At 41.3% G+C, this 23109-nt stretch carries 17 protein-coding genes; 7 read left to right on the plus strand and 10 right to left on the minus strand.

What is annotated here, in order from left to right; all coding sequences use genetic code 11:
- Nucleotides 1–11: 11 nt before the first annotated feature.
- A complete protein-coding gene (locus LCD32_RS02625) occupies nt 12–3221 on the minus strand; it encodes an efflux RND transporter permease subunit (protein WP_060780848.1) in 3210 nt (1069 codons plus the stop codon).
- 131 nt (nt 3222–3352) lie between these two features.
- On the opposite strand from LCD32_RS02625, the gene LCD32_RS02630 reads away from it, so the two are divergent.
- The gene (locus LCD32_RS02630; protein WP_017359798.1) at nt 3353–4198 is read left to right on the plus strand and encodes a TetR/AcrR family transcriptional regulator; all 846 of its coding nucleotides are present in this window, start codon (nt 3353–3355) and stop codon (nt 4196–4198) included.
- Nucleotides 4199–4377: 179 nt separating this feature from the next.
- On the opposite strand, the gene gatB is transcribed toward LCD32_RS02630, so the two are convergent.
- Genes gatB through gatC form a run of 3 tightly spaced genes read right to left on the minus strand, consistent with a single transcriptional unit; the run spans nt 4378 to nt 7584 of the window.
- Nucleotides 4378–5808: an Asp-tRNA(Asn)/Glu-tRNA(Gln) amidotransferase subunit GatB gene (gene gatB, locus LCD32_RS02635; RefSeq protein ID WP_007496855.1), complete on the minus strand. Its 1431-nt coding sequence runs from the start codon at nt 5806–5808 to the stop codon at nt 4378–4380.
- 13 nt (nt 5809–5821) lie between these two features.
- Complete coding sequence (gene gatA / locus LCD32_RS02640; protein WP_007496857.1) at nt 5822–7279, minus strand: Asp-tRNA(Asn)/Glu-tRNA(Gln) amidotransferase subunit GatA; 1458 nt, start codon at nt 7277–7279, stop codon at nt 5822–5824.
- Nucleotides 7280–7293: 14 nt separating this feature from the next.
- Entirely contained in the window at nt 7294–7584 is a 291-nt protein-coding gene (gatC, locus tag LCD32_RS02645) for an Asp-tRNA(Asn)/Glu-tRNA(Gln) amidotransferase subunit GatC (RefSeq protein ID WP_003213898.1), read from the minus strand.
- 405 nt (nt 7585–7989) lie between these two features.
- Between gatC and putP the strand changes: the two genes are divergently transcribed.
- Both putP and LCD32_RS02655 read left to right on the plus strand, forming a co-directional pair.
- Nucleotides 7990–9471, plus strand: coding sequence for a sodium/proline symporter PutP (gene putP, locus LCD32_RS02650; RefSeq protein ID WP_035703561.1), 1482 nt, complete (start codon nt 7990–7992; stop codon nt 9469–9471).
- Between the two features lie 168 nt (nt 9472–9639).
- Nucleotides 9640–10332 carry an MgtC/SapB family protein gene (locus LCD32_RS02655; protein WP_008344247.1) on the plus strand — a complete coding sequence of 231 codons (693 nt, stop codon included), beginning with the start codon at nt 9640–9642 and terminating at the stop codon, nt 10330–10332.
- A gap of 44 nt (nt 10333–10376) precedes the next feature.
- Here LCD32_RS02655 and LCD32_RS02660 read toward each other — a convergent pair whose 3' ends face one another.
- The 5 genes from LCD32_RS02660 to LCD32_RS02680 all read right to left on the minus strand — a co-directional run bounded on the left by LCD32_RS02660 (nt 10377) and on the right by LCD32_RS02680 (nt 17973).
- Nucleotides 10377–11384 carry a phosphotransferase enzyme family protein gene (locus LCD32_RS02660; protein WP_046527516.1) on the minus strand — a complete coding sequence of 336 codons (1008 nt, stop codon included), beginning with the start codon at nt 11382–11384 and terminating at the stop codon, nt 10377–10379.
- A 362-nt stretch (nt 11385–11746) separates the two neighbouring features.
- Nucleotides 11747–12934, minus strand: a complete 1188-nt coding sequence (locus LCD32_RS02665) for a CamS family sex pheromone protein (protein ID WP_411908492.1) — start codon at nt 12932–12934, stop codon at nt 11747–11749.
- A 15-nt stretch (nt 12935–12949) separates the two neighbouring features.
- Nucleotides 12950–14956 carry an NAD-dependent DNA ligase LigA gene (gene ligA, locus LCD32_RS02670; protein WP_017359803.1) on the minus strand — a complete coding sequence of 669 codons (2007 nt, stop codon included), beginning with the start codon at nt 14954–14956 and terminating at the stop codon, nt 12950–12952.
- 44 nt (nt 14957–15000) lie between these two features.
- Nucleotides 15001–17223 (minus strand): DNA helicase PcrA, encoded by a 2223-nt coding sequence (gene pcrA, locus LCD32_RS02675; protein WP_060780844.1) that lies wholly within the window; start codon nt 17221–17223, stop codon nt 15001–15003.
- Nucleotides 17224–17280: 57 nt separating this feature from the next.
- The gene (locus tag LCD32_RS02680; protein WP_224562683.1) at nt 17281–17973 is read right to left on the minus strand and encodes a heptaprenylglyceryl phosphate synthase; all 693 of its coding nucleotides are present in this window, start codon (nt 17971–17973) and stop codon (nt 17281–17283) included.
- A 261-nt stretch (nt 17974–18234) separates the two neighbouring features.
- Here LCD32_RS02680 and LCD32_RS02685 point away from each other — a divergent pair, with 261 nt between their 5' ends.
- Nucleotides 18235–18627: a DUF2283 domain-containing protein gene (locus LCD32_RS02685; RefSeq protein WP_138278188.1), complete on the plus strand. Its 393-nt coding sequence runs from the start codon at nt 18235–18237 to the stop codon at nt 18625–18627.
- Nucleotide 18628: 1 nt separating this feature from the next.
- On the opposite strand, the gene LCD32_RS02690 is transcribed toward LCD32_RS02685, so the two are convergent.
- Nucleotides 18629–18859 carry a hypothetical protein gene (locus LCD32_RS02690; protein WP_017366762.1) on the minus strand — a complete coding sequence of 77 codons (231 nt, stop codon included), beginning with the start codon at nt 18857–18859 and terminating at the stop codon, nt 18629–18631.
- Nucleotides 18860–18998: 139 nt separating this feature from the next.
- Here LCD32_RS02690 and LCD32_RS02695 point away from each other — a divergent pair, with 139 nt between their 5' ends.
- The 3 genes from LCD32_RS02695 (at nt 18999) to LCD32_RS02705 (ending at nt 22960) form a co-directional block, all read left to right on the plus strand.
- The gene (locus LCD32_RS02695; protein ID WP_411908493.1) at nt 18999–20573 is read left to right on the plus strand and encodes an FMN-binding glutamate synthase family protein; all 1575 of its coding nucleotides are present in this window, start codon (nt 18999–19001) and stop codon (nt 20571–20573) included.
- A gap of 195 nt (nt 20574–20768) precedes the next feature.
- Nucleotides 20769–21922 (plus strand): IS3 family transposase gene (locus LCD32_RS02700; RefSeq protein WP_224562648.1). Its coding sequence is split into 2 segments (ribosomal slippage): nt 20769–21042 and nt 21042–21922, totalling 1155 coding nucleotides; the frame shifts between segments, so codons are not numbered across the junction.
- Nucleotides 21923–22339: 417 nt separating this feature from the next.
- On the plus strand, nt 22340–22960 hold the full coding sequence (locus LCD32_RS02705) for a helix-turn-helix domain-containing protein (protein WP_008344268.1): 621 nt from the start codon (nt 22340–22342) through the stop codon (nt 22958–22960).
- Nucleotides 22961–23109: the final 149 nt, after the last annotated feature.

Below are 23109 nucleotides of genomic sequence, written 5' to 3' on the forward strand. Positions count from 1 at the left end.
GGGGCTTCCTCTTACTCTTCTTCAGCGTACTTTTTCTTACGTCTAAACTTGCTTAAGATTTCATACACGATTGGCACGATGACCAATGTGAGAAGTGTAGAACTTGTTAAACCGCCAATAACGGTGACGCCAAGTCCTTTTGATACGATCTGACTTCCGCCTTCAAAACCTAATGCGAGTGGCAGCAATGCACCAATTGTCGCAAGTGCCGTCATTAAGATTGGGCGTAATCTTGTTGTACCTGCTTCAAGTAAGGCTTCTCTTGTTGAAAGTCCTTCTTTTTCTTTATGAATCACTCGGTCAATCAAGACAATGGCATTTGTTACAACGATTCCGATTAGCATCAGCAATCCAATCATGGCATTTAAACTGATGGTTTCTTTCGCTACAAACAATCCAACGAGTGCCCCAATAACCGTAAATGGAAGTGAGAACAGAATCGCAAATGGTGCAAGACCTCCGCCAAATGTAATGACGAGAACGAGGTATACAATCGCAATCGCTGCAAGCATTGCGAGTCCTAGCTGTGTAAAGGATTCCTCAATATCCGCACTTACACCGCCTGTATCAATCGTAACGCCAGATTTTAAATCAAGCTTGTCAACTTTCTTCTGGACATCTTGTGTCACACTTGATACGTCGTCTGTTGTCATGTCACCAGATACTTCAGCGTAAATCTTCCCATCACGTTTTGTCACAGTGTTTGCTGTTGTGCCATCTTTCACTTTCACCACATCGCCAATTCGGACTTGTTGTCCTGTTGGTGTTGTGATCTTTTTATTCTCTAGATCTTTTTTACTCTTGTATTCATCTTTTTCCGTTTGAAGCTTCACATCTAGTTCTTTGCCGTCCTCTGTTACTTTCGTCAACGTTGTTTCATTACTTTGAGGAGCGATCGCCTGTGCGATTTGTGAAGCGGTTAAGCCTAGTTTCGCCAGTTTTTCTTGATCTGCATTAAACGTATATTCGTCATATTTCTCAGATAAGCTTGTGCTGACGTTTTTCAAGTTCTTTTCATCTTTTAAAATGTTCTCGACATCTTTGACTGTGCCTTCAATATCACTTGCTTTGTCACCGTACACATAGTACGTCACTGTATTACTTGCGCCAGCAGATGAGAAGTCTTGTGATTTCCATTCCCCTTTAGACGTTTTGTCTTGAAGGGCTTTAACCATACGATCTTTTTCTTTATCAAAGTTCGGTGTGTCCTCGTCGTATTGTACGAAGAATAATGCACCGTTAGAGTTTCCGCCAACACTTGCTGTCATTGCATTTGAAGAGCCTAATGAATATTGAACCGTATTGACATGATCACGTTTCATTAAGTAATCTTCTGCCTTTTTCGTTTCAGCAATGGCTTGTTCTCTCGTTTGTCCAGGCTCTGGCGTGTATGTCACCATTGCCGTTTTTTCTGCTTCCTGTGGTAAGAAGCTGACACCGACAAGTGGTGCGAGGAATAAGCTTCCGACCAGCATCAAAATCGCAATTCCTGACGTGATCCATTTATGGTTCAATGTCCAATTGAGTACACGTCTATAACCACCAGCAAGTTTGCTTGGTTTGTGTTCTTTTACCTTTTTCGCTTTGCCGTACAGGTTCTTTTTAAATAGGCTGTGAGCCATCATTGGAACGATTGTAATGGCGACAAGTAGTGAAGCCATTAGAGCAAACACAATGGTTAATGCAAATGGGATGAATAGTTCACCAATCATTCCACCCACTAGCGCTAATGGCAAGAATACCGCAATTGTGACAATCGTCGAAGACATAATCGGAATAAACATTTCTTTTGTGGCTTCTCTAACGAGTGCTTTGCCTTTTAACGGTTCATCTTTTAACGCCATTCGTCGATAGATGTTTTCTATGACAACAATCGAGTCATCGACAACACGCCCAATGGCGACTGTCATGGCACCAAGTGTCATGATATTTAATGTGATATCTAGCTGATTTAATAATAAAACAGCAATCAACAGGGATAACGGAATGGAGATGACCGAAATTAATGTTGATTTGATATCTCGAAGGAACAACATGATGATAATGATCGCAAAGATTGCTCCGATGATCGCCTTGTTCAGCATTGTGCTGACAGATTCTTTAATCGGCTCTGCTTGATCATATGTCGTGCTGACTTTGATTCCTTTATTGTCTTTTTTGAATGTATCAAGTTCTTTTGTGACTGCTTCTGCTACACTCACTGTGTTGGCATCAGAGCCTTTGACAATTTGCAAACCGATACTGTCTTTTCCGTTCGTTCTAGAAATTGATTCTGCATCTTTCACGACTTTAATATCTGCTATCTCAGAAAGTTTGATCGTCGGCAGTTCTACCGATTGACCGCTTGCTGCACCTGCACCTGTTTGTTGCTGAGCTGCTGCTTGCTGCTGACTTGCACTTCCAGCCTGCTGATCGGTACCTTGAGCACCTGCATTTTCTGAGCCGCTAGCAGATGCACCAGCTCCTGCGCTTGCACTTGGTGTGACAGGAATTCGCATGTTTTTCAAATCTTTAACACTTAAAATATTGCCATCCACTACGACTGATTTTTGCTTGTTGCCAAATGTGTATAACCCTAAAGGTACATTGACATCAGAGCCTTTGATCATGTTTTGGACAGTTTCTTCATCTAAACCATATTCCTTCAATTTCTTTTGTTTAAAAGAAAATTCTACTTCTTTGATTTGTTGTCCAGAAGCTTCGACAGACGAGACACCCTCTAAGCTTTGAAGAGAAGGAATAAGGTCATTTTCCACTTTTTGTGTCAGGTCTTGTAATGATTCTTTATCACCGGAGACACTTAGAGCTAAGATTGGAATCGCATTGATGCTAAAACGTGTGATTTTTGGTTTTTCTGCATTTTCTGGAAAATTGATATTGCTAATGGCATCTTCAATTTCCTTCTTTGCTTCATCCATATCTTTATTGTAATCGTACTCGATTTGAATCGATGAGGCATTTTCAAAAGAATTAGAAGTGACCACATTCACCCCATTGAGATTTTGTATCGACTTCTCAATTGGGTCTGTCACCTTATCTGATACTTCGTCCGGCGTTGCGCCAGGATACGTTGTAGAAACCGTAATGACTGGAGTGTTGATATTCGGGATTGATTCTTGTTTCATATTCAATCCGGCATATAGACCAGCAACTGTTACGATAATCGTCATGAGCCATACAGCGAACTTGTTCTTTAATACAAAATTGATGATCGAATTCATTATGTCCTCCATTTTCCTTTATGTATTGACTGACTGGTCATTCTATATCATAATAAACGGTGATATACAATGCCGTCAACCATTTCACTTGCGTTTGACGTAACATTCTAAAGCTGAAGGGGCCTTATTTCATGAACGAAAAAAAAGAAAAAATCATTAAAGCAAGCATTCAGTTGTTTGCGAAAAAAGGTTTTTCTTCTACGACCATTCAGGAAATTGCAGATGAATGCGGAATTTCTAAAGGTGCATTTTATTTGCATTTCAAATCAAAAGAACAGCTTTTCAACAGAGCGTTTGAATATTATATCGACACGTCTATGCAAAGTATTGAAAAGATTCGAAAAGAAAATCAGCATCTTGCGCCTAGAGATATCTTTCAGAAACAAATCGCTGAACAGTTCCAGCACTTTGCTGAGAACAAGGATTTTATCATTTTGATCCTCAGCGAGAACATTATTCCGGAAAATCAGCAAATTAAAAAGTATTCCAAAACGGTTAAAAAGCAGATGAATGATGAAATCCAAATTTCTATTTTGACCACGTATGGACAGGAGATCGAACCATACATAACTGACCTGTCAGTCATGATTCAAGGAATCATCCAATCTTATGTGCAGGTACTGCTTTTACAAGATCAGATGCAATTATCATGTGATGAGCTCTCATCCTTTATTCTCGACCGATTTGATGATTTGGTGCATGGGCTTCTCCGTTCTCATGCGAAGCCGATTCTAAAGCAAAACATTTGGGATGATGAAGCGCCAAATGCCGCTACTCTTCAAGAAGAGCTTCGATTGTTAAAATCTGAGCATCTGCTTTCGGATGATACCCTTGTATCCATTGAAGTTATTGAAGAAGAATTGGCCAAAGATGAGCCTCGCAAGCCGGTCATTCAAGGGATGCTGACAAATTTAGAAACGTGTGAGGACTCCGCTGTCCAAAGAGCTGTGGAACAATTGAAGCTATTCCTCCAATGACAATACGTGGCGATGTTCACTTTAGTTCACCTTTATCCCCTTCGAATATGTGCAAAGCTTATGCTTCATTATAAAAAAAGAACCAATGAATTGATATACGGCGGTGGTCTGAATCTGTGATAAGACCCTGTCATATCCATCAACAAAAACCGCCTCTTCCATGAGGCGGTTTTTGCAATTTAGCGTTTTTTGATTTCTTCAAGAAGAATCTTGTTGACCATCGGTGGGTTTGCTTGTCCCTTCGATGCTTTCATGATTTGTCCGACTAAGAAACCAATTGCGCGGTCTTTTCCATTTTTGAAGTCTTCAATGGATTGCGGGTTGTTATCAAGAGCTTCTGTGACAAGTTTGAGCAATGCACCTTCGTCAGAAATTTGGACAAGTCCTTTTTCTTTGACGATTGTTTCTGCGTCGCCCCCATTTTCGATAAGCTCTTTGAATACCTTTTTGGCAATCTTAGAAGAAATCGTTCCTTTTTCGATGAGCTTGATCATGCCAGCCAGTCCTTGCGGCGTTAGCTTCGTATCTTCCAGCTCTTTTTGAGCCGAGTTCAAGTAGGCAGATACTTCACCCATGAGCCAGTTTGATGCTTGCTTCGCTTCAGCACCTTCTGAAATGGTCGCTTCAAAGAAATCAGACATTTCTTTTGTCAGCGTCAGTACCATTGCGTCATATGCAGGAAGTCCAAGTTCATCAATGTAGCGTTTGCGGCGCTCGTCTGGAAGCTCTGGAATGGATGCTCTTACGCGTTCTTTCCACTCGTCATCAATATACAGCTCCACCAAATCTGGTTCTGGGAAGTAGCGGTAATCATCAGAGCCTTCTTTGACACGCATGAGGATCGTCTTTTTAGACGCTTCGTCATAGCGGCGAGTTTCTTGTTCGATCAAGCCGCCAGAAAGCAATACTTGCTCTTGACGTTTTTCTTCGAACTCAAGACCTTTTTGGACGAAAGCAAATGAGTTTAAGTTCTTCAGCTCTGTTTTCGTTCCAAACTCTTCACGGCCGATCGGACGAAGAGAAATGTTGGCATCACAACGTAGTGAGCCTTCTTCCATCTTACAGTCAGAAACGCCTGTATATTGAATAATGGATTTTAATTTTTCTAAGTAAGCATACGCTTCTTCTGGCGTACGAATGTCAGGCTCAGATACGATTTCAACAAGTGGTGTTCCTTGACGGTTGAAATCGACGAGTGAATAACCGTCGCCTGTGTGCGTCAGTTTTCCTGCATCCTCTTCCAAATGAAGACGCGTAATACCAATTCGTTTTGTTTTGCCGTCTACTTCAATTTCAATCCAGCCGTTTTCACCGATCGGTTTATCAAATTGAGAAATTTGATACGCCTTTGGGTTATCAGGATAGAAATAGTTTTTACGGTCAAATTTTGTATCAGTTGCAATCTCACAGTTCAGTGCCATTGCTGCTTTCATCGCAAAGTTCACCGCTTCTTTGTTCAGCACAGGCAGTACGCCAGGATAACCAAGATCGATGACACTTGTTTGCGTATTGGCAGCCGCACCAAAAGGCGTCGGTGAGCTTGAGAAAATTTTTGATTGTGTTTTGAGCTCTACGTGGACTTCAAGTCCAATTACCGTTTCAAAGTTCATTCTGATTCACCCCTTACAGTTCAGGTTTTGCTTTATGATGATCTGTTGCTTGTTCGAAAGCGTGAGCCACGCGGTAAACGGTTCCTTCATCAAAGTGTTTACCGATGATTTGCAGTCCTAACGGAAGACCATTTGCAAATCCACAAGGCACACTGATTCCTGGAACGCCTGCAAGGTTAACAGGGATCGTTAAAATATCGTTTGCATACATTGTGAGTGGATCGCTTGTCTTTTCACCAATGTTAAATGCCGGAGTTGGTGTTGTTGGTCCTACAATGACATCATACTTTTCAAAAACATCTTCAAAGTCTTTCTTGATCAGCGTACGGACTTTTTGTGCCTTTTTATAGTATGCATCGTAATATCCTGAGCTTAGAGCGAATGTGCCAAGCATGATGCGGCGTTTGACTTCGTCTCCAAAGCCTTCAGAACGGGTATTTTTATATAAATCAATCAGGTTGTCTGCATTGTCTGTACGGTAGCCATAGCGAATACCGTCAAAACGAGCAAGGTTTGCAGATGCTTCTGAAGATGAAAGCAAGTAGTAAGTCGCAAGCGCATATTTAGAATGCGGAAGAGACACTTCTTCCCATGTGGCACCAAGTCCTTCTAATACTTTCAACGCTTGAAGAACAGACTCTTTTGCTTCTTCCCCAACACCTTCGCCAAGATATTCTTTTGGCACAGCGATTTTCAAGCCTTTGATGTCGCCAGTTAATGAAGAAAGAAAATCTGGGACATCGACATTTGCACTCGTTGCGTCCATTTGATCAACACCAGAAATCGCTTGAAGAACATATGCATTGTCCTCAACATTACGCGTAATCGGCCCAATTTGATCTAATGATGAAGCAAATGCGATTAAACCGTATCTAGATACACGGCCATACGTTGGTTTAAGACCAACAACACCACAGAATGATGCCGGCTGGCGAATGGAGCCGCCTGTATCCGATCCAAGAGAGAATGGTACTTCTCCAGCTGCAACAGATGCTGCTGATCCACCACTTGACCCACCTGGAACTGTGTTTAAATTCCACGGGTTTTTCGTTGCTTTGAAGCCAGAGTTCTCCGTAGAAGATCCCATCGCAAATTCGTCCATGTTTAATTTACCGATTGTGACAGCTTCCGCTTCTCTTAAGCGGTTCACAACGGTTGCATCATAAATAGGATCGAAGTTTTGCAAGATTTTACTTGATGCCGTTGTACGTAAATCTTTCGTCACGATGTTATCTTTGACACCGATCGGCATACCGAACAATAGACCAAGCTCGTCCTTTTCACCAACGGCCTCGTCCAATTCTTTTGCGTACGCACGTGCTTTCTCTTCGTCCAGCGCTAGGAATGCTTGTACTTTCCCGTCTACTTCATGGATTCGTTTATAAGACTCGTCCACTAAATCAGAAACAGACAGTTCCTTTTTATGTAAAAGCTCTTTTAATTCAGAAATTTTGTGGTCAAACAGTGACATGCCTCAGGCCTCCTTTAGTCCAAAATTGATGGCACACGAATATAGCCGTCTTTATGATCAGGCGCGTTTTTGATGACTGCCTCAATGGAAAGACCTTTATTCGGAACATCTTCTCTCATGACGTTTTTCATTTTTAATACGTGTGTTGTTGGTTCAACGTTTTCCGTATCTACCTCGTTTAACTGCTCTGCAAATGAAATGATGCTATCAAGCTGTTCTGTAAACATCTCAGCTTCTTCTTCTGTAATTGCAAGCCGTGCCAAATGCGCAACATGCTTTACTTCTTCTATTGAAATTCTTGACATGCAGGTTCACCTCCAAAAATGATACGTGTTCGTGGTCATGATCATAAGTCATATACACTTTATCATATCAAATTTTACTGTTCTAAAGCAACTTTACGAGGACGTCTAGAAAGGCTTTGTCCACTAATATGTCATTGTGATGCATCCAGTGTCCAACATATTCATTAAGGTAACTTTCATTTTTCAGAAAATTTTTTCTTTGAATTAATTTTGTAAACGCTTCCATATAGATTCTTATCACTGATACACGCATTTTCTTTAATCATTAGGAGGTTTAAGAAGGTTGATCACTCGGGAATACTCTGATAGGTTAAGTAACCATAGCAGTGAGCAGACAATAGGCTGTTCTTTGTATATTTTGATTGAGGTGATGTCAAATTAATACGAAAAAGGTGATATGGAAACATGAGTATTGAAATTGGAATTTCTTTATCTATTTATTTTATTGGGATGCTGGCTATTGGCTGGTATGCATTTAGAAAAACAAATGACTTGAATGACTATATGTTAGGCGGACGCGGATTAGGTCCTTATGTAACGGCTCTCTCTGCTGGTGCATCCGATATGAGTGGATGGATGCTGATGGGGCTTCCAGGCGCTATGTATACAACTGGTCTTTCATCTGGATGGCTTGCTGTTGGTTTAATTAGTGGGGCTTACTTAAACTATTTATTCCTTGCGCCACGATTGAGATCGTATACAGAAGTTGCTGATGATGCGATTACCATTCCAGACTTTTTTGACAAACGGTTTAAAGACTCATCTACTTTATTGAAAGCTGTCTCAGCTGTCATCATTATGATTTTCTTTACACTTTACACCTCATCAGGTATGGTATCAGGCGGACGCTTATTTGAATCAGCGTTTGGTGCTGATTATATGTTTGGTTTAATCTTAACTTCTAGTATCGTGATTTTGTACACACTATTCGGCGGCTTTTTGGCAGTTAGTTTAACTGATTTTGTTCAAGGAGCTATTATGTTTTTAGCATTAGTGCTCGTGCCGATCGTTGCCTTTACTCAATTAGGTGGACCTGTTGCCACATTCAATGATATTCAACAGATTGACCCTAAATTGCTTGATATTTTTAGAGGAACGAGCGTCATTGGCATTATTTCCTTCCTCGCTTGGGGACTCGGTTACTTTGGACAGCCGCACATTATTGTTCGCTTTATGGCGATTACGACTGTAAAAGATTTAAAGCCAGCACGTCGTATCGGTATGAGCTGGATGATTGTGTCTGTCATTGGTTCACTATCTGTCGGTTTAGTCGGCGTGGCGTATGTTCATGAAACAAGCACCACTTTGGCAGACCCAGAAACCATCTTTATTGTGTTTTCTAAAGTGTTATTCCATCCATATATTACTGGATTTTTACTTTCTGCCATTTTAGCTGCGATTATGAGTTCAATTTCTTCTCAGCTGCTTGTTACTGCAAGTGCGATGACAGAGGATTTATACCGTACGTTCTTTAGAAGAAAAGCCTCTGACAAAGAGCTTGTCATGATTGGACGTATGTCTGTACTAGTCGTTGCCATTATTGCTCTTTGTCTCTCGCTAAACCCAAGTGATACGATTCTTGACCTTGTCGGATATGCTTGGGCTGGATTTGGATCTTCATTCGGTCCAGTCATCTTGTTATGTCTATACTGGAAGCGAATGAATCATCACGGTGCTTTAGCTGGAATGGTTGTTGGGGCTGTTGTCGTTCTCGTTTGGATTTCAACAGGCTTAAACAACACGACTGGATTGTACGAAATGGTTCCTGGATTTATTTTAAGTGGTTTGACTGCTATTATTGTCAGCCTCTTAACAAATAAACCGTCTAAAGCTTCTAAAAAGCTGTTTAGCAAAATGGAAGACCATCTCGAAGAAGAAACAAAATAACCAGACATGAGGAGTCATCTGCATTATGCGGATGACTCTCTTTATTTTTCAATAAAATGCTTTTCTTTCTCCCGTTTCTGAATAAAATAGAAGTTGTGCAGCCATATGGGCTGTGAGAAGATCATATACATGATGTGAAACGTACATGAAGTGAAAGGAGCGATACGCATGTTTTGGACAATTGAATGGGATACGGTCTTAAAATTAGCCGTTGCCACCTTAATCGGTTTGATCATCGGTCTTGAACGCGAACTTAAGAAAAAGCCGCTTGGGCTGAAAACGTGTATTGTCATTGCTGTCAGCTCCTGCGTATTAACCATCATCAGCATTGATGCAGCCTACAATTTCCCTCGAGTCTCTAAGCTTCAAATGGACCCACTCAGGTTACCGGCGCAAATTATATCTGGTGTTGGTTTTATTGGAGCAGGTGTGATTCTTCGCAAAAGCAATGACGTCATCTCAGGTCTTACGACATCTGCGATGATTTGGGGAGCAGCAGGACTTGGGGTTGCAACAGGTGCAGGTTTTTATAAAGAAGCCTTCCTCAGTCTTTTCTTTATTCTTGTCAGTGTGGAATTTTTACCTTGGCTCTTCCAGCGGATTGGACCCATTCGCTTACAGGAAAAAGAAATCCGCATCAGAATGTCACTTTCTGACCGAAACCGCATGACAGAAATTTTAAAAGAAATGAAAGCACTCAATATTCGGATTCATTCTGTACGTATTGATGATTTAAAGGAAAAAGACTATCCGATCATGGAAGTACGTGTTCGCGTACATAAAGACCGCTATACAACCGATGTGTACTTTGATATTAAAGATTTAGAAGGCGTTGTTGGTGTGAAGTGTGATACGGTGTAGGATAAAAAGCCCCTTGCTATGTGAAACAGCAAGGGGCTTTTGATTTATGTTGTTAGCTGATGAAAGTCAAAAGGCGTAATTGGGGTTTTGTCCTCAATCTCCTTTCGAAAACGCGCCAGCATGGCACTTTCGTCAGCGCTTAGTGTTCGGAGATCAAATGCTTGATGTAAAAGCCCATAAATAAGCATATGACGCAGCATAAGGAAATCTGGTATTGTCGCCAGCCATGCGTCATCAAGCTCATTCTCCTGTCGATAGCCTTTGAGAAAATGGCTCATAAATTCACCCGTAAATTCAGCTTTATCCTCATACGGAATCACCGGATACCAAAGAACGTTGTATAGCAAAATGCTTATATCATTGATAAACCAGTGATACCCACAATCATCAAAATCAAATGCAATGATTTCTCCCTGATGATAATGGAAGTTCCCGTGATGTAAATCCGCATGCACCAGTCCATAGACATCCTTGGATATTCGGAGCTGGTGAAGCTTTTGCATCAGTTCATCTTTTCTCTGCAACACAACCGTTTGATCAGAAGGAATATACGTTTCAAGCTTTAATTGCTCCTCCTCATACCACTCTTGACGCTTATAGCGAGGATCTTTCACTTGATATTGTTTAGTCGTTTGATGCATACGCCCAGTATAGGCTCCTAACGCTTGAAACAACTGTCCATTCCAATCTGCTTCGGTCACTTTTCTGCCGGGCGCCTTTTCGTACACTCTCAGCAAAAAAGCGCCTCCTGCTTGATCGGGAATCGCTTCAACATCTTTTCCTCTTGCGGATAAAACCGGTTTAGCTACTGAGATTCCATGTTGAGATAAATACCGAATCCAGTCCATTTCTCCTAGAATATATGTGCGGGAGCGGCGAATGGTATGGGTAATTTTCAATATATAACTTGACCCTTTTTCATCCGTATATTCATACACATAATTTTCTGCATCGGCTAGAAATGTGACCTGTTCTGGCTGAAAATGATAGAGTAGAGCCGCTTTCTTTAAGACCATTTGTTCATCGTATCGTGCTTTTACTTCTTTATGCATGCTGATTCTCCTTTTATCGTCTTTTTACTTATACATGACGGTAATCAGCATTTATACGAGCATCAACATACCTGCCTTTCCTTTTGGTTTCTTCAACATACTTTGACAAAAGTTGAAAGATTCCTCTAATTAGAAATAAAAAACCGCCAAAAGGCGGTTTTCAGATGGTTGACAAAGGGCCAAAATGAACTTGATTTTAGCCCTTTGTCTTCTTTTCAGCGTGATAGAAAACCTTTGCAGCCCTAGGAAGGACAAGTACTGGCGCGAAGCGAATTTCACATTCGTGAGCACCAGCACGCAGGACTGACAAAGAATGCGAGGGTTTGTCTACACGCTAAAAACCGCCAAAAGGCGGTTTTTATTTAGTCATATATATGGACCGTTGGTTCTTTATCTTCAGCATTTTTTGTGATGAGGGCTTCTTGCTGATCAGAAGAGGTGATGTTGATTTCTATATTGGTGCTCTTATAGTAATCCATGACTTCACCTGTTAAGTATTGCGTGAATGCCACGACTTCTGTTTTTCCGTAGAATTGCATTGGAATTTCTACTTTCATTTTTTGCAAGTTCCCGTTTTTATAGAAACCTTTGCCTACCACACCTGTGTAATTCGGGAAGTAGTCTTCTACCTTTGTCTTGAAGCGGTCAAATCGCTCTGAATCATCTTTGTAGCTGCTCTTGGCATTATCTGAAGGGAAGAAGACATTCTCTTCTTTAATCGTATCCCAACTGCCAATATCAGCTGATCCTGCTTTTACATCGGTTTTAGCGATGAAGTTTCCTGGAACAATAGATGATTTTGGTGCTTGTTTATAAAGAGCAATCATGACTGGGACTTTTTGCAGTCCGTCCATTTGACGAATTCGTTTAATGACTTGTTCCGCAATTTTTTCGCCCTCTGCTAAAAGTTTCTTTGAATTCTTCGATGAATCGATGGTCACCTCTTGCTGAGGATCTCCGATATTTTCGCGATAATAATAGACAGAGTTAAGCGCAAGACCGATGACAACCCCGCCAAGCTGTAAGCTATTTTTATCTTTTCTGATTAAGTAATTATGCTCTAACATGGAAGCTAAGTAGATTGGACTACTTTCATTTTTTGACTTTGTTGAACCTGAGTTTGGAAGAGCAGGGTTTAAACCTAAGTTCTTAAAGTCTTTGTCTTCTTTTTCAGCCTTTTTCAGATCACTGCCTGTTTTTTTGCGGGCAAGCCAGCTGAGAACAGTATCTTCATCTAAATGTTGTCCTTCTTGGAACAGATAATCGTTTGTATTGAATGATTCTGTTGCCAGGCGCATGAGTCCTGTTTCAAATTCATCAATGTCTAAGCGTGTATTGAGACGCTCTGCTGTTAGTCCTCTTGCCGCTCCTTGTTTAAACGGCAGCACCATTTTGTAATAGGAATCAGAGATGTTGTACATTGGGATGATCGCTGTTTCTTTCGTTTCATCCGTCTTTTGTGTGACCTCTTCCTCATCCTTTCCCCCAAAAGGTGCACACGCTGACAATACCAGTGTGAGCATTGTCAGCAGCAATAGCAACTTTTTCAATAGAAAACACTCCTCTTATTTCTTTAGCTCCTCGAGCATTTTGGCTTCGTCCCAAATTTCAATATTGAGTTCTTCTGCCTTTGTCAGCTTACTTCCAGCTGCTTCGCCGGCAATGACTAAGTCTGTTTTTTTACTTACGCTACCTGCTAACTTGCCGCCTAATGCTTCGATCGCTGCCTTTGCATCATTACGAGACATTTCTTCTAATTTCCCCGTCAGCACAATCGTTTTTCCTGCAAAGTAGGAATCACTTTCTTCTACTTTCACCGGTTTTGGCCCTGTGTAGGTCATATTGACCCCAAGTTCTTTTAGTTCATTTAGCAGATCTAGTATTTCTTCTTTCTCAAAGTACGTGACGACTGCATCGGCCATTTTTTCACCAATTTCATCTACTTCAAGTAATTGTTCTTTCGTTGCTTGTTTTAACTGATCGATATCCTCAAAGTGCATGGCCAACGTCTTCGCTGCTTTAGAACCAATAAATCGAATACCGAGTCCAAATAATAAACGTTCAAGAGAGTTTTCTTTCGATTGCTCGATCGAGCGCAGTAAATTATCGACTGATTTTTCGCCCATTCGTTCTAGCTGAATCAGCTCTTCTTTAGTTAAACGATAAAGGTCTGATACACGAGAGACAAGCTGTTCTTTGAAAAGTTGTGTAATGACTCGCTCGCCTAGCCCATCAATATTCATCGCATTACGAGACACAAAGTGAATGAGTCCTTCACGTATTTGGGCGGGGCATTGTGGATTGATGCACCGAAGCGCCACTTCTCCTTCAATTCTGACCAGCTCACTATGACACTCTGGACATTCAGTCGGCATGTGAAACGGCTCTTCTTCTCCTGTTCGCTGATCAACAAGAACCCCTGCAACCTCTGGGATAATATCGCCCGCTTTTTTGACAATCACTTGATCAAAAAGGCGGATATCCTTCTCTTTGATCAAATCTTCATTATGAAGAGAAGCACGCTGTACTGTCGTCCCTGCCACTTTTACAGGCTCAAGAATCGCTGTTGGGGTGATGACGCCAGTACGCCCCACACTTAGTTCAATATCAATCAGCTTCGTCACGACTTCTTCGGCCGGAAATTTGTACGCAACAGCCCAGCGTGGACTTTTTGCTGTGAAGCCTAGTTCTTCTTGCTGTGCCAATGAATTGACTTTAATGACAATGCCATCGATTTCGTATGAGAAATCAGCACGCTTTGTTTTCAGTGTTTCAATGAGGTCGATCACTTCTTCAATGGTTTGGCACATCCGTCTTTCTTTGTTCGTTTTAAAGCCAAGCTCATCGAGAAGATCAAGTCCTGCGCTTTGCGTTTCAACACCAATTTCATCAAGCTCCGCTATACTGTAGACGAAGATATCAAGGTTTCGTTTCGCTGCAATTTTCGTATCGAGCTGACGAAGTGAGCCAGCAGCCGCATTACGCGGGTTCGCAAACGGCTCTTCTTCGTTTTGTAATCTTTTTTCGTTAAGGGCTTCAAAAGAAGGTTTTGGCATAAATGCCTCGCCTCTCACTTCAATCGACAGAGGCCGATTGATTTTGAGCGGGATGGAACGAATGGTTTTGAGGTTCTCGGTAATATCCTCACCTGTTGTCCCATCACCCCGCGTGGCACCCCGGACAAACACGCCATTTTCATAACGGAGAGAAACAGCGAGTCCGTCAATTTTCAGCTCGACATTGTAAGCGACGTCGTCACCGACTGCTTGACGAACCCGGCGGTCAAAATCAAGAAGGTCCTGTTCATGAAACGCATTGCCGAGACTGAGCATCGGTGTACCGTGACGTACTTTTTGGAAGGCGTCTAAAACAGCACCTCCTACTCTTTGCGAAGGTGAATCCGCTGCTTTTAAATCAGGGTATTCTTCCTCCAGAGAGATCAGCTCACGCATCCGCGCATCATATTCAGCGTCAGGAACACTTGGACGATCCAGTGTGTGATATTCGTAGTTGTATTGATTCAAAATCTGGTGTAGTTCCTCGATCCGGCGTTTCGCTGCTTCTTTATCCATCTGCTTCTTCCTTTCACTTCATCCGTTTTGTCAGTCCTATCAGTTTATTGCTTTTCGATTGGCGCAAATGCGGCAAGGAGACGCTTAATGCCTGTAGGGCTTGGGAAGGCAATATCAAGCTCTGTACTATCCCCACTACCTTTTACACTCACAACCGTGCCAACGCCCCACTTTTTATGAGCGGCTTTATCACCGACAGCCCAGCCAATGCTGCCGCCGCCTGTGTTTTGAATGGTTTGCGTTTGGGGACGTGAGACAGGCCCTCGTCTTTGCGGTCTTTCTCTCGTTTGGCCAAACGGTGTTTTCGTTTCTTTTTTCTCATTTAGGTTGTCCAATAAATCAGCTGGTATTTCTCTGATAAATCGTGATTCCATATTCATGTTCGTCCGGCCGAATAACGTTCTCATCTTCGCACTTGATAAATAAAGCTCTTCTTCGGCCCGTGTGATCCCTACATAAGCAAGACGGCGCTCTTCTTCCATCTCGGCATCTTCCATTAGTGAACGGCTGTGCGGGAAGACGCCTTCTTCCATACCCATTAAGAACACAACAGGGAATTCAAGTCCTTTTGCTGCGTGGAGGGTCATTAAAATGACCGCATCCTGATCTTCTTCCTCAGCCTCATCCAGCTTATCAATGTCTGCGACGAGGGCGAGGTCTGTCAGGAAGGTGACAAGTGATTTATCTTCATTTTGTTCTTCAAAGTTTTTAGTGACCGATAGAAACTCGTCAATATTTTCTAAACGGCTTTGTGCTTCAATCGTTTTTTCAATCTTCAGCGCTTCACGGTAACCTGTTTTCTCTAGGATCTCTTCCGTTAATTCTGTGACAGATAAATAATCCTGCATATTTGTCATTTGATCAATGAGCTGTTTGAACTCATCAAGTGCATTGGCTGCTCTTGCACTGAGTCCAATGAAATCCACCTGACCAAGGGCTTCAAACATAGAGAGATCATTCATTTCTGCGTATGCGGCAATTTTATCAACAGAAGTCGCCCCAATTCCACGCTTTGGTACGTTGACAATGCGCGCAAAACTAATGTCGTCATCTGGATTTGCCACAAGGCGTAAGTATGCCAAAATGTCCTTGATCTCTTTTCTGTCATAGAACTTCGTGCCGCCGACGATGTTGTATTGAATGTTCGCCTTCATTAACGTTTCCTCTATGACACGTGACTGAGCGTTCGTTCGATAGAGGATCGCAAAATCAGATAACTTACGCTTGCCGCTCTGATGAAGCTGACGAATCTTGCCAGCGACAAATTGACCTTCACCGAATTCATTATCTGCGCGGTAATAGGCAATCTTCGCTCCTTCGTCATTTTCTGTCCAAAGGTTTTTTGGCTTACGGTTTGAATTGTTTTGAATGACCGTGTTTGCAGCATTCAGAATACGTTTAGTCGATCTGTAATTTTGCTCAAGCAAAATCACTTCACTGGACGGATAATCTTTTTCAAAGGAAAGAATGTTTGTAATATCCGCTCCACGCCAGCGGTAGATGGACTGATCCGAGTCACCGACCACACATATATTTTGAAAACGCTGAGCGAGCAATTTCACAAGCATGTACTGCGCTCTGTTTGTATCCTGATACTCATCGACATGAATGTATTGGAATTTTCGCTGATAGTGTTCTAATACTTCAGGGATCCGCTCAAACAGACGAATCGTCATCATAATAAGATCATCAAAATCGAGTGATTGGTTTTTGAGTAATCGTTTTTGATAATCTGTGTAGACGTCGCTGACCACTTGATCGTAAAAGTCACCGGCTGTTTTTGCGTATTCCTCTGCGTCAATGAGTTCGTTTTTTGCACTACTGATTGAACCTAAAATGCTACGTGGATCAAACTTTTTAGGATCGATATTTCGTTCTTTTAAAATGTTTTTAATGACTGAAAGCTGATCAGATGTGTCTAATATAGAAAAGTTGCGATTCACACCAATACGGTCAATATCGCGTCGTAAAATGCGCACACACATGCTGTGGAACGTAGAGATCCAAATGTCATCCGCACCAGGTCCTAAAATGGCTTGTACACGCTCACGCATTTCTCTTGCTGCTTTATTTGTAAAGGTAATCGCTAAAATATTCCACGGTGCCACATGCTTTTCTGCCATTAAATACGCAATTCGATGCGTGAGCACTCGTGTTTTTCCACTACCTGCTCCTGCCATCAGTAGCAGCGGCCCGTCTGTTGCTTTGACCGCTTCTTTCTGCGCGTCATTCAGCCCTTCTAATAGATGATTCGATATTTCATTCATTTCATTCACCGCCAATTCGAACTTATGTTCTATTTTAACCCGTTTCGTCTTGTTTGACTATGATGACTTTTTCACTGCGTCGACTGTCTTTAACGCTTCTATAAAATTGTCATAAATGACGTTTCCCACTACGACAACGTCTGCATGCTGTGCAAAGTCTTTCGCCTGCTCTTTGCTTTCAATACCGCCGCCATAAAATAGAACCGTTTCTTGTAGCACTGCTTTGGTTTCTTTCACAAGCTCTATGTCTCCAAGCGTCCCGCTGTATTCTAAGTAAAAGATGGGCAGTTTCATCAAGTGCTCTGCCACTCTCGCATATGCTCTTACGTCATCTATATCCAGTGCCGTATTTGCCTCTGTCAGCTTAGCCGCTTTACACTCTTCGTTTAAGATGACATATCCTTCCGGCACAATCTCTTCCATTGACATCAAATCACCGTATTCCTTCATCGCATCCTTATGCAGACCAACAATCCAATCTGGATGAGCGCTGTTTAACACAGTGGGGATAAAATACAAGTCAAAGCCAGGCACAATCATCTCATGTGTCGAGATTTCAAGGACACATGGCACAAGAAAGCGGCGCACCTTTGACATCAGTTGCAGCACGTTGTCTTCTGTCACGTTGTCACTGCCGCCAATTAAAATGGCATCCGTACCGGATTCACAAATCGCTTCAAGTTGTTCATCGGAAATCTCTTTATTTGGATCGAGTTTAAAGACATGCTTCCACTCGGTAACATCATACATGAAAAACGTTCCTCCATTCGTTTCATTCCATTTAAATATTATAACAAAATCAGACACCGCAAAAAATGGGTAACCTCCTTCAGCTAAAAGTTTCATTCTTTTGAAAATAGGCGATTTTCACTTTAGGCGAGGTGAATGATTCAAGAGGCGCTGAGGGAGATCAATAGATCGATGCTGAACTGAAATGAGAGCTACTTCATCTCATCACATGATATTATACATGAAAGGAACATTTTACTATCGACCAAGCAGGTGAATGATTTGAAAAGAACCATCACATATGATCAAACGATCGACATCGGATACATCTATCTCATCCCGCCTCGAATCGGGACCATCAAAGAAACCATTGAATTAGACGTGAATGAATGTGTGAACGTAGACATCGACAAAGAGGGCCGAGTGGCTGGGCTGGAGTTATTTGCAGAAGAAGCCAAGGTGTTGAAGCACACACCCGTTTATGAGGACGACCTTTCGTTACGTTTTACGGATCAGGAAGTTCTCTCAACCTATCATTTATCGGGCATTGAATTTCTTTTCTCGACGCCTGATCACGAAGGGTTGATCGGTTTTACGATTGTCGATCCTCTTCGATATCACATCAAAAAAAAGACAAGAAAAAACCGTTTTGAATGGTCAAAACGGTTTTTCTAAACTATTGTCTCACTTCATTAAAATAATGAACAGATGTCATGGCCCCTTCATCGACCATCTTGTTGTCTTGAATATCTAACGGATCAGGGTGTCCAGCTTTTTCAGGAACCTTTTCATCTGATCGGAACATGCTTGCCCATTTTTTGAGATGCTGTTTATTTTTCACTGCTAATAACACTGCACCACCAACCCCTAATCCTGCAAGTACATACGCATTCGGACGCTTATTCATGTATGTTCCCTCCCCTTATGATCTTATTTGTAAGTTACCCCGCCTTTTCATTTCTAAACGTCACAAGCTGTTGAAGTGGTTTCTCTTTCAATGAAAAGTGGAATAACAACAGTAATGATAGAGAAAAGAGGGGATTTTCGTGACAACAATTGTCATTGGCGCATTATTAGTGATTTTTTTCATCATACCAATCATTTTATTCATCTGGATTTGGATGCGAGATGAAAAACAGGAAGAGCATTCTGTCCTACGAAATTATCCGGTCATTGGAAAATTGAGGTTCATTTTTGAAAAAATAGGACCTGAGCTTCGTCAATATCTGTTTCTAAATGATCGAGAGGAGCTTCCTTTCTCAAGAAGAGAATACGAGCAAGCTGTCATGTCTGGGAAGTACAAAAGCCGGACAATGGGCTTTGGATCAAAACGTGATTTTGACAAGCCTGGTTACTATATTCGCAACGTCCTATTTCCAAAGCAGCGAGATGAGTTACGCATCGATCAATCTGAAAAAATCCCAACAAAAGTGTATCAGATCGATCAAGACAATTTACTGAGAAGAAGTGAACATACAAAAGAGGTAGAAGCAAAACCTTACTACCTCCATCAAGACGATGTACAAGTGATAGGCGAGCACACATGTCAAAAGCCTTTCCGTGTAAAAGGCCTGATTGGTCAGTCAGCCATGAGCTACGGCTCATTAGGCGACCGGGCGATTACGGCTCTATCCTCCGGGTTAAAAATGGCTGGCGGCACATGGATGAACACAGGTGAAGGCGGGCTTTCGCCTTACCATCTCAAAGGGGGCGCCGATATCATTTGCCAGATTGGGCCTGGTTTATTTGGGGTTCGAACAGAGGATGGCGCATTTTCATTTGAAGAGTTTAAGAAAAAAAGTGAGCACGAGGAAGTCAAAGCCTTTGAGCTGAAGCTGGCTCAAGGAGCTAAAACACGCGGCGGACATATTGACGGTGAAAAGGTCACCGAAGAAATTGCAAGCATCCGTAAATTGCCGCCCCACCAATCCATTGACAGTCCAAATCGATTTGAGATGTTCCACTCCATTCCTGATATGTTTGATTTCATTGAACAGTTGCGAAGTATAGGCGGAAAGCCTGTCGGCATCAAGCTTGTGGTCGGACATAAAGAAAACATTGAGGAACTTGCAACGTACATGAAAAAAAGCGGAAAGCATCCTGATTTCATTACAGTGGATGGCGGAGAAGGCGGCACTGGTGCATCCTTTCATGAATTGGCAGATGCCGCAGGGCTGCCGATTTTCACGGCACTCCCTATGGTTCATCAAATATTGAAAGAATACGGTGTCAGAGATCAGGTAAAACTCTTTGCGTCTGGCAAACTTCTCTCACCTGATAAAATTGCGATTGCCCTTTCCATGGGTGCTGACTTTGTCAATATCGCACGGGGACTCATGTTTTCAGTCGGATGCATTCGCGCACAAGTGTGCCATACGAATAAATGCCCAGTCGGGGTCGCAACAACTGATCCAAAGCTGCAAAAGGGTTTATCCATTGAAGAAAAGAAATACCGAGTCTGCAATTATATCCTTTCTCTAAGAGAAGGTTTGTTTAACTTATCCGCAGCCGCAGGAATTGAATCTCCCATTCATTTTAATGAGAAACATATTGTCTACAGACAAGAAAATGGTCAGACAAGTGAAATCCCTATTTTTTCAGGGACACAGCCGTCTGTCTAGTGTAAAATTTTAGAGTCTTAGAGAAACAGAATGACACCAACACAGTACATTAACAAATAAATGAAAAATTGAATATACACAGAATAAAAAAGCAGGGAGCGGGACTGACCCCAAAAGATGAGACAAATAAAAAACACCTTTAAGTTTGAAAACGGATCGTTGTGATCCGAAATAAAACATGGAGGTGTTTTTTCTATGGGGACAAGAGTGAGTTATCCGGTTGAAGTCAAACAGAAGGCTGTAGAAATGAGATTGGCAGGCGTACCTATGAAAGAGATCATGCAGGAATTGAATATCAAGAATAAGACGCAGGTTCAGACATGGGTGAGATGGCATAAAACTGGGGATACACACAGGTTCGAACAACCTGTTGGAAAACAATATACCTATGGAAAGGGTCCCGAGTACTCTTCAGAATTAGAGAGACTTCAGGCAGAAAATCGCTATTTGAGTCAACAGAATGAGGTTTTAAAAAAGTACAACGAATTGGAAAGGAAGTTGATAAGGAAACGTCAAGCAAACTGGTAGATGAATTGTGCAAAACGATGACGGTACAGGACATCTGTGTCCATTTAGGCATCTCACGCACTTCGTATTATAGATGGAAAAAGAATCTGACTCAGAATCATTCTAAAAGACAACTAGAGAAACAGGTCGGCACGTTGTGCCGAAAGCACAAATATCGATATGGTTATCGGAAAATCACAGCCATACTAAAAATGGGAATGCGTATTAACCATAAAACTGTTCAACGTATCATGCAGAAAAACCAGTGGCAATGCCGGGTTAAAATGAAAAAGCGTAAGAAGAATGGGCAGCCCTATGCCGTGGCTGGTAATATACTGGATCGGAATTTTCAGTCTGATCGCCCTCTTGAAAAACTAGTCACGGACATCACGTATTTGCCTTATGGACAGAAACAATTGTACCTTTCCAGTATATTGGATTTATATAATGGAGAAGTGATTGCTTTTACAATTGGTGATAAGCAGGACACAGACTTTATCTTAAACACACTTAATCAGCTCCCAGCACTTCCTGAGAATTGCGTGTTACATAGCGATCAAGGTTCTGTGTATACATCTTACGAGTATCAGAAAGCTGTTCATATAAAAGGCATTACCATGAGCATGTCCCGTAAAGGGACGCCCGCTGATAATGCCTCCATCGAATCGTTTCATTCCTCACTAAAGTCTGAAACGTTCTATCTTAACAGGATTGATCGCACTACGACCACCATCGTAGAACGCACTGTCAAAGAATACATTTATTATTATAACAACATTCGTATTCAAACGAAACTAAACAACCAATCACCGATAAACTATCGGCAATTGGCTGTTTCATAAAGGTGTTTTGATCCCTGTCTCAAAAACGGGGGTCAGTCCCAGCCTCCCTGCTTTTTTATTGGACTTTATTAACATTGGTACATCACCATTTTTAAAAAAACTCTCTTCTAATTTCTTAACTGCCAATTTGCTCTACAACCTAGAGCATTCAATTGCATGCATTCTGCTTGGATGTTATTAAAAAACTTTCATTAAGTTGAAATCAAATACATGGTGCAAACGAACCTTCTCAATGTTGACTGGATATTGTACCATTCTTGTTAGATATCCATCATATTAACCGTACTATCAAAACCCATAGCTAAAGTATCTAGTTAAATTAAGCTTTTGCAACCAATAGTTGCATAGTGGTTGGTAGTGTGCAACTTATAAAACCATTACAATGACAATCAACATAATATAAAGGGGAGTTGCAAGATGTCATTAGGTTCCAATATTGCTGATAAAAGAAGAGCTTTAAAGTTATCGCAAGAATATGTAGCTGAGCAGTTAGGAGTGAGTCGGCAAGCAGTATCAAAATGGGAAACATATCAATCAGAACCATCGATGAAACATTTAATAAAATTAGCTGAATTATTTGATAGCGACATAAAAGAATTAGTATCTCCAGAACAACCTTCTTGGAAAAAAGACCAAGAAAATCGCATTAAACCAAATCAAAAAGATATAAGGATGCAACTCTCAGCAGTATTTGGTCGAATTCTAATGTTGATCAGTTTTTTAGGTTACACAGGCGCCTATTTTGACCCAGCTGCATATCAACTACCTATTTGGTATTTACACATTTGGTGGGGAGTTCTGTTTTTGACTGGATTTATTTTAACATTTATTGGGGCCAGTGATTACTTTAATAGAAAATCTGGTTCAAAAAAAATAATAGGGCTTGATTGTTTATTAGTGACATCCTATTTTCTATATGAAATATTGCCTTTTGAAAGAAATATAAATACATTGGTTTCATTACTATTTGGTATTTCCATTCTGATTATAATAAACATTTACTTTTTCATCCCTACATGGAGGAAATCAAATCATTAAACAAAATTTTAGAATAGAGTTCCACAACACAGTCTATTAGATGCAGTTAATGTACTGATTTTTGGGGTTCCTAATAGGGAATAAGACAAATCTATTGCACAAAATAGTCAAGAAATACGAAAGAGAAAGAAAATAAAAAACAGGACCGC

The organism is Bacillus sp. RSS_NA_20 (assembly GCF_020165915.1).
GTDB lineage: Bacteria > Bacillota > Bacilli > Bacillales > Bacillaceae > Bacillus > Bacillus altitudinis.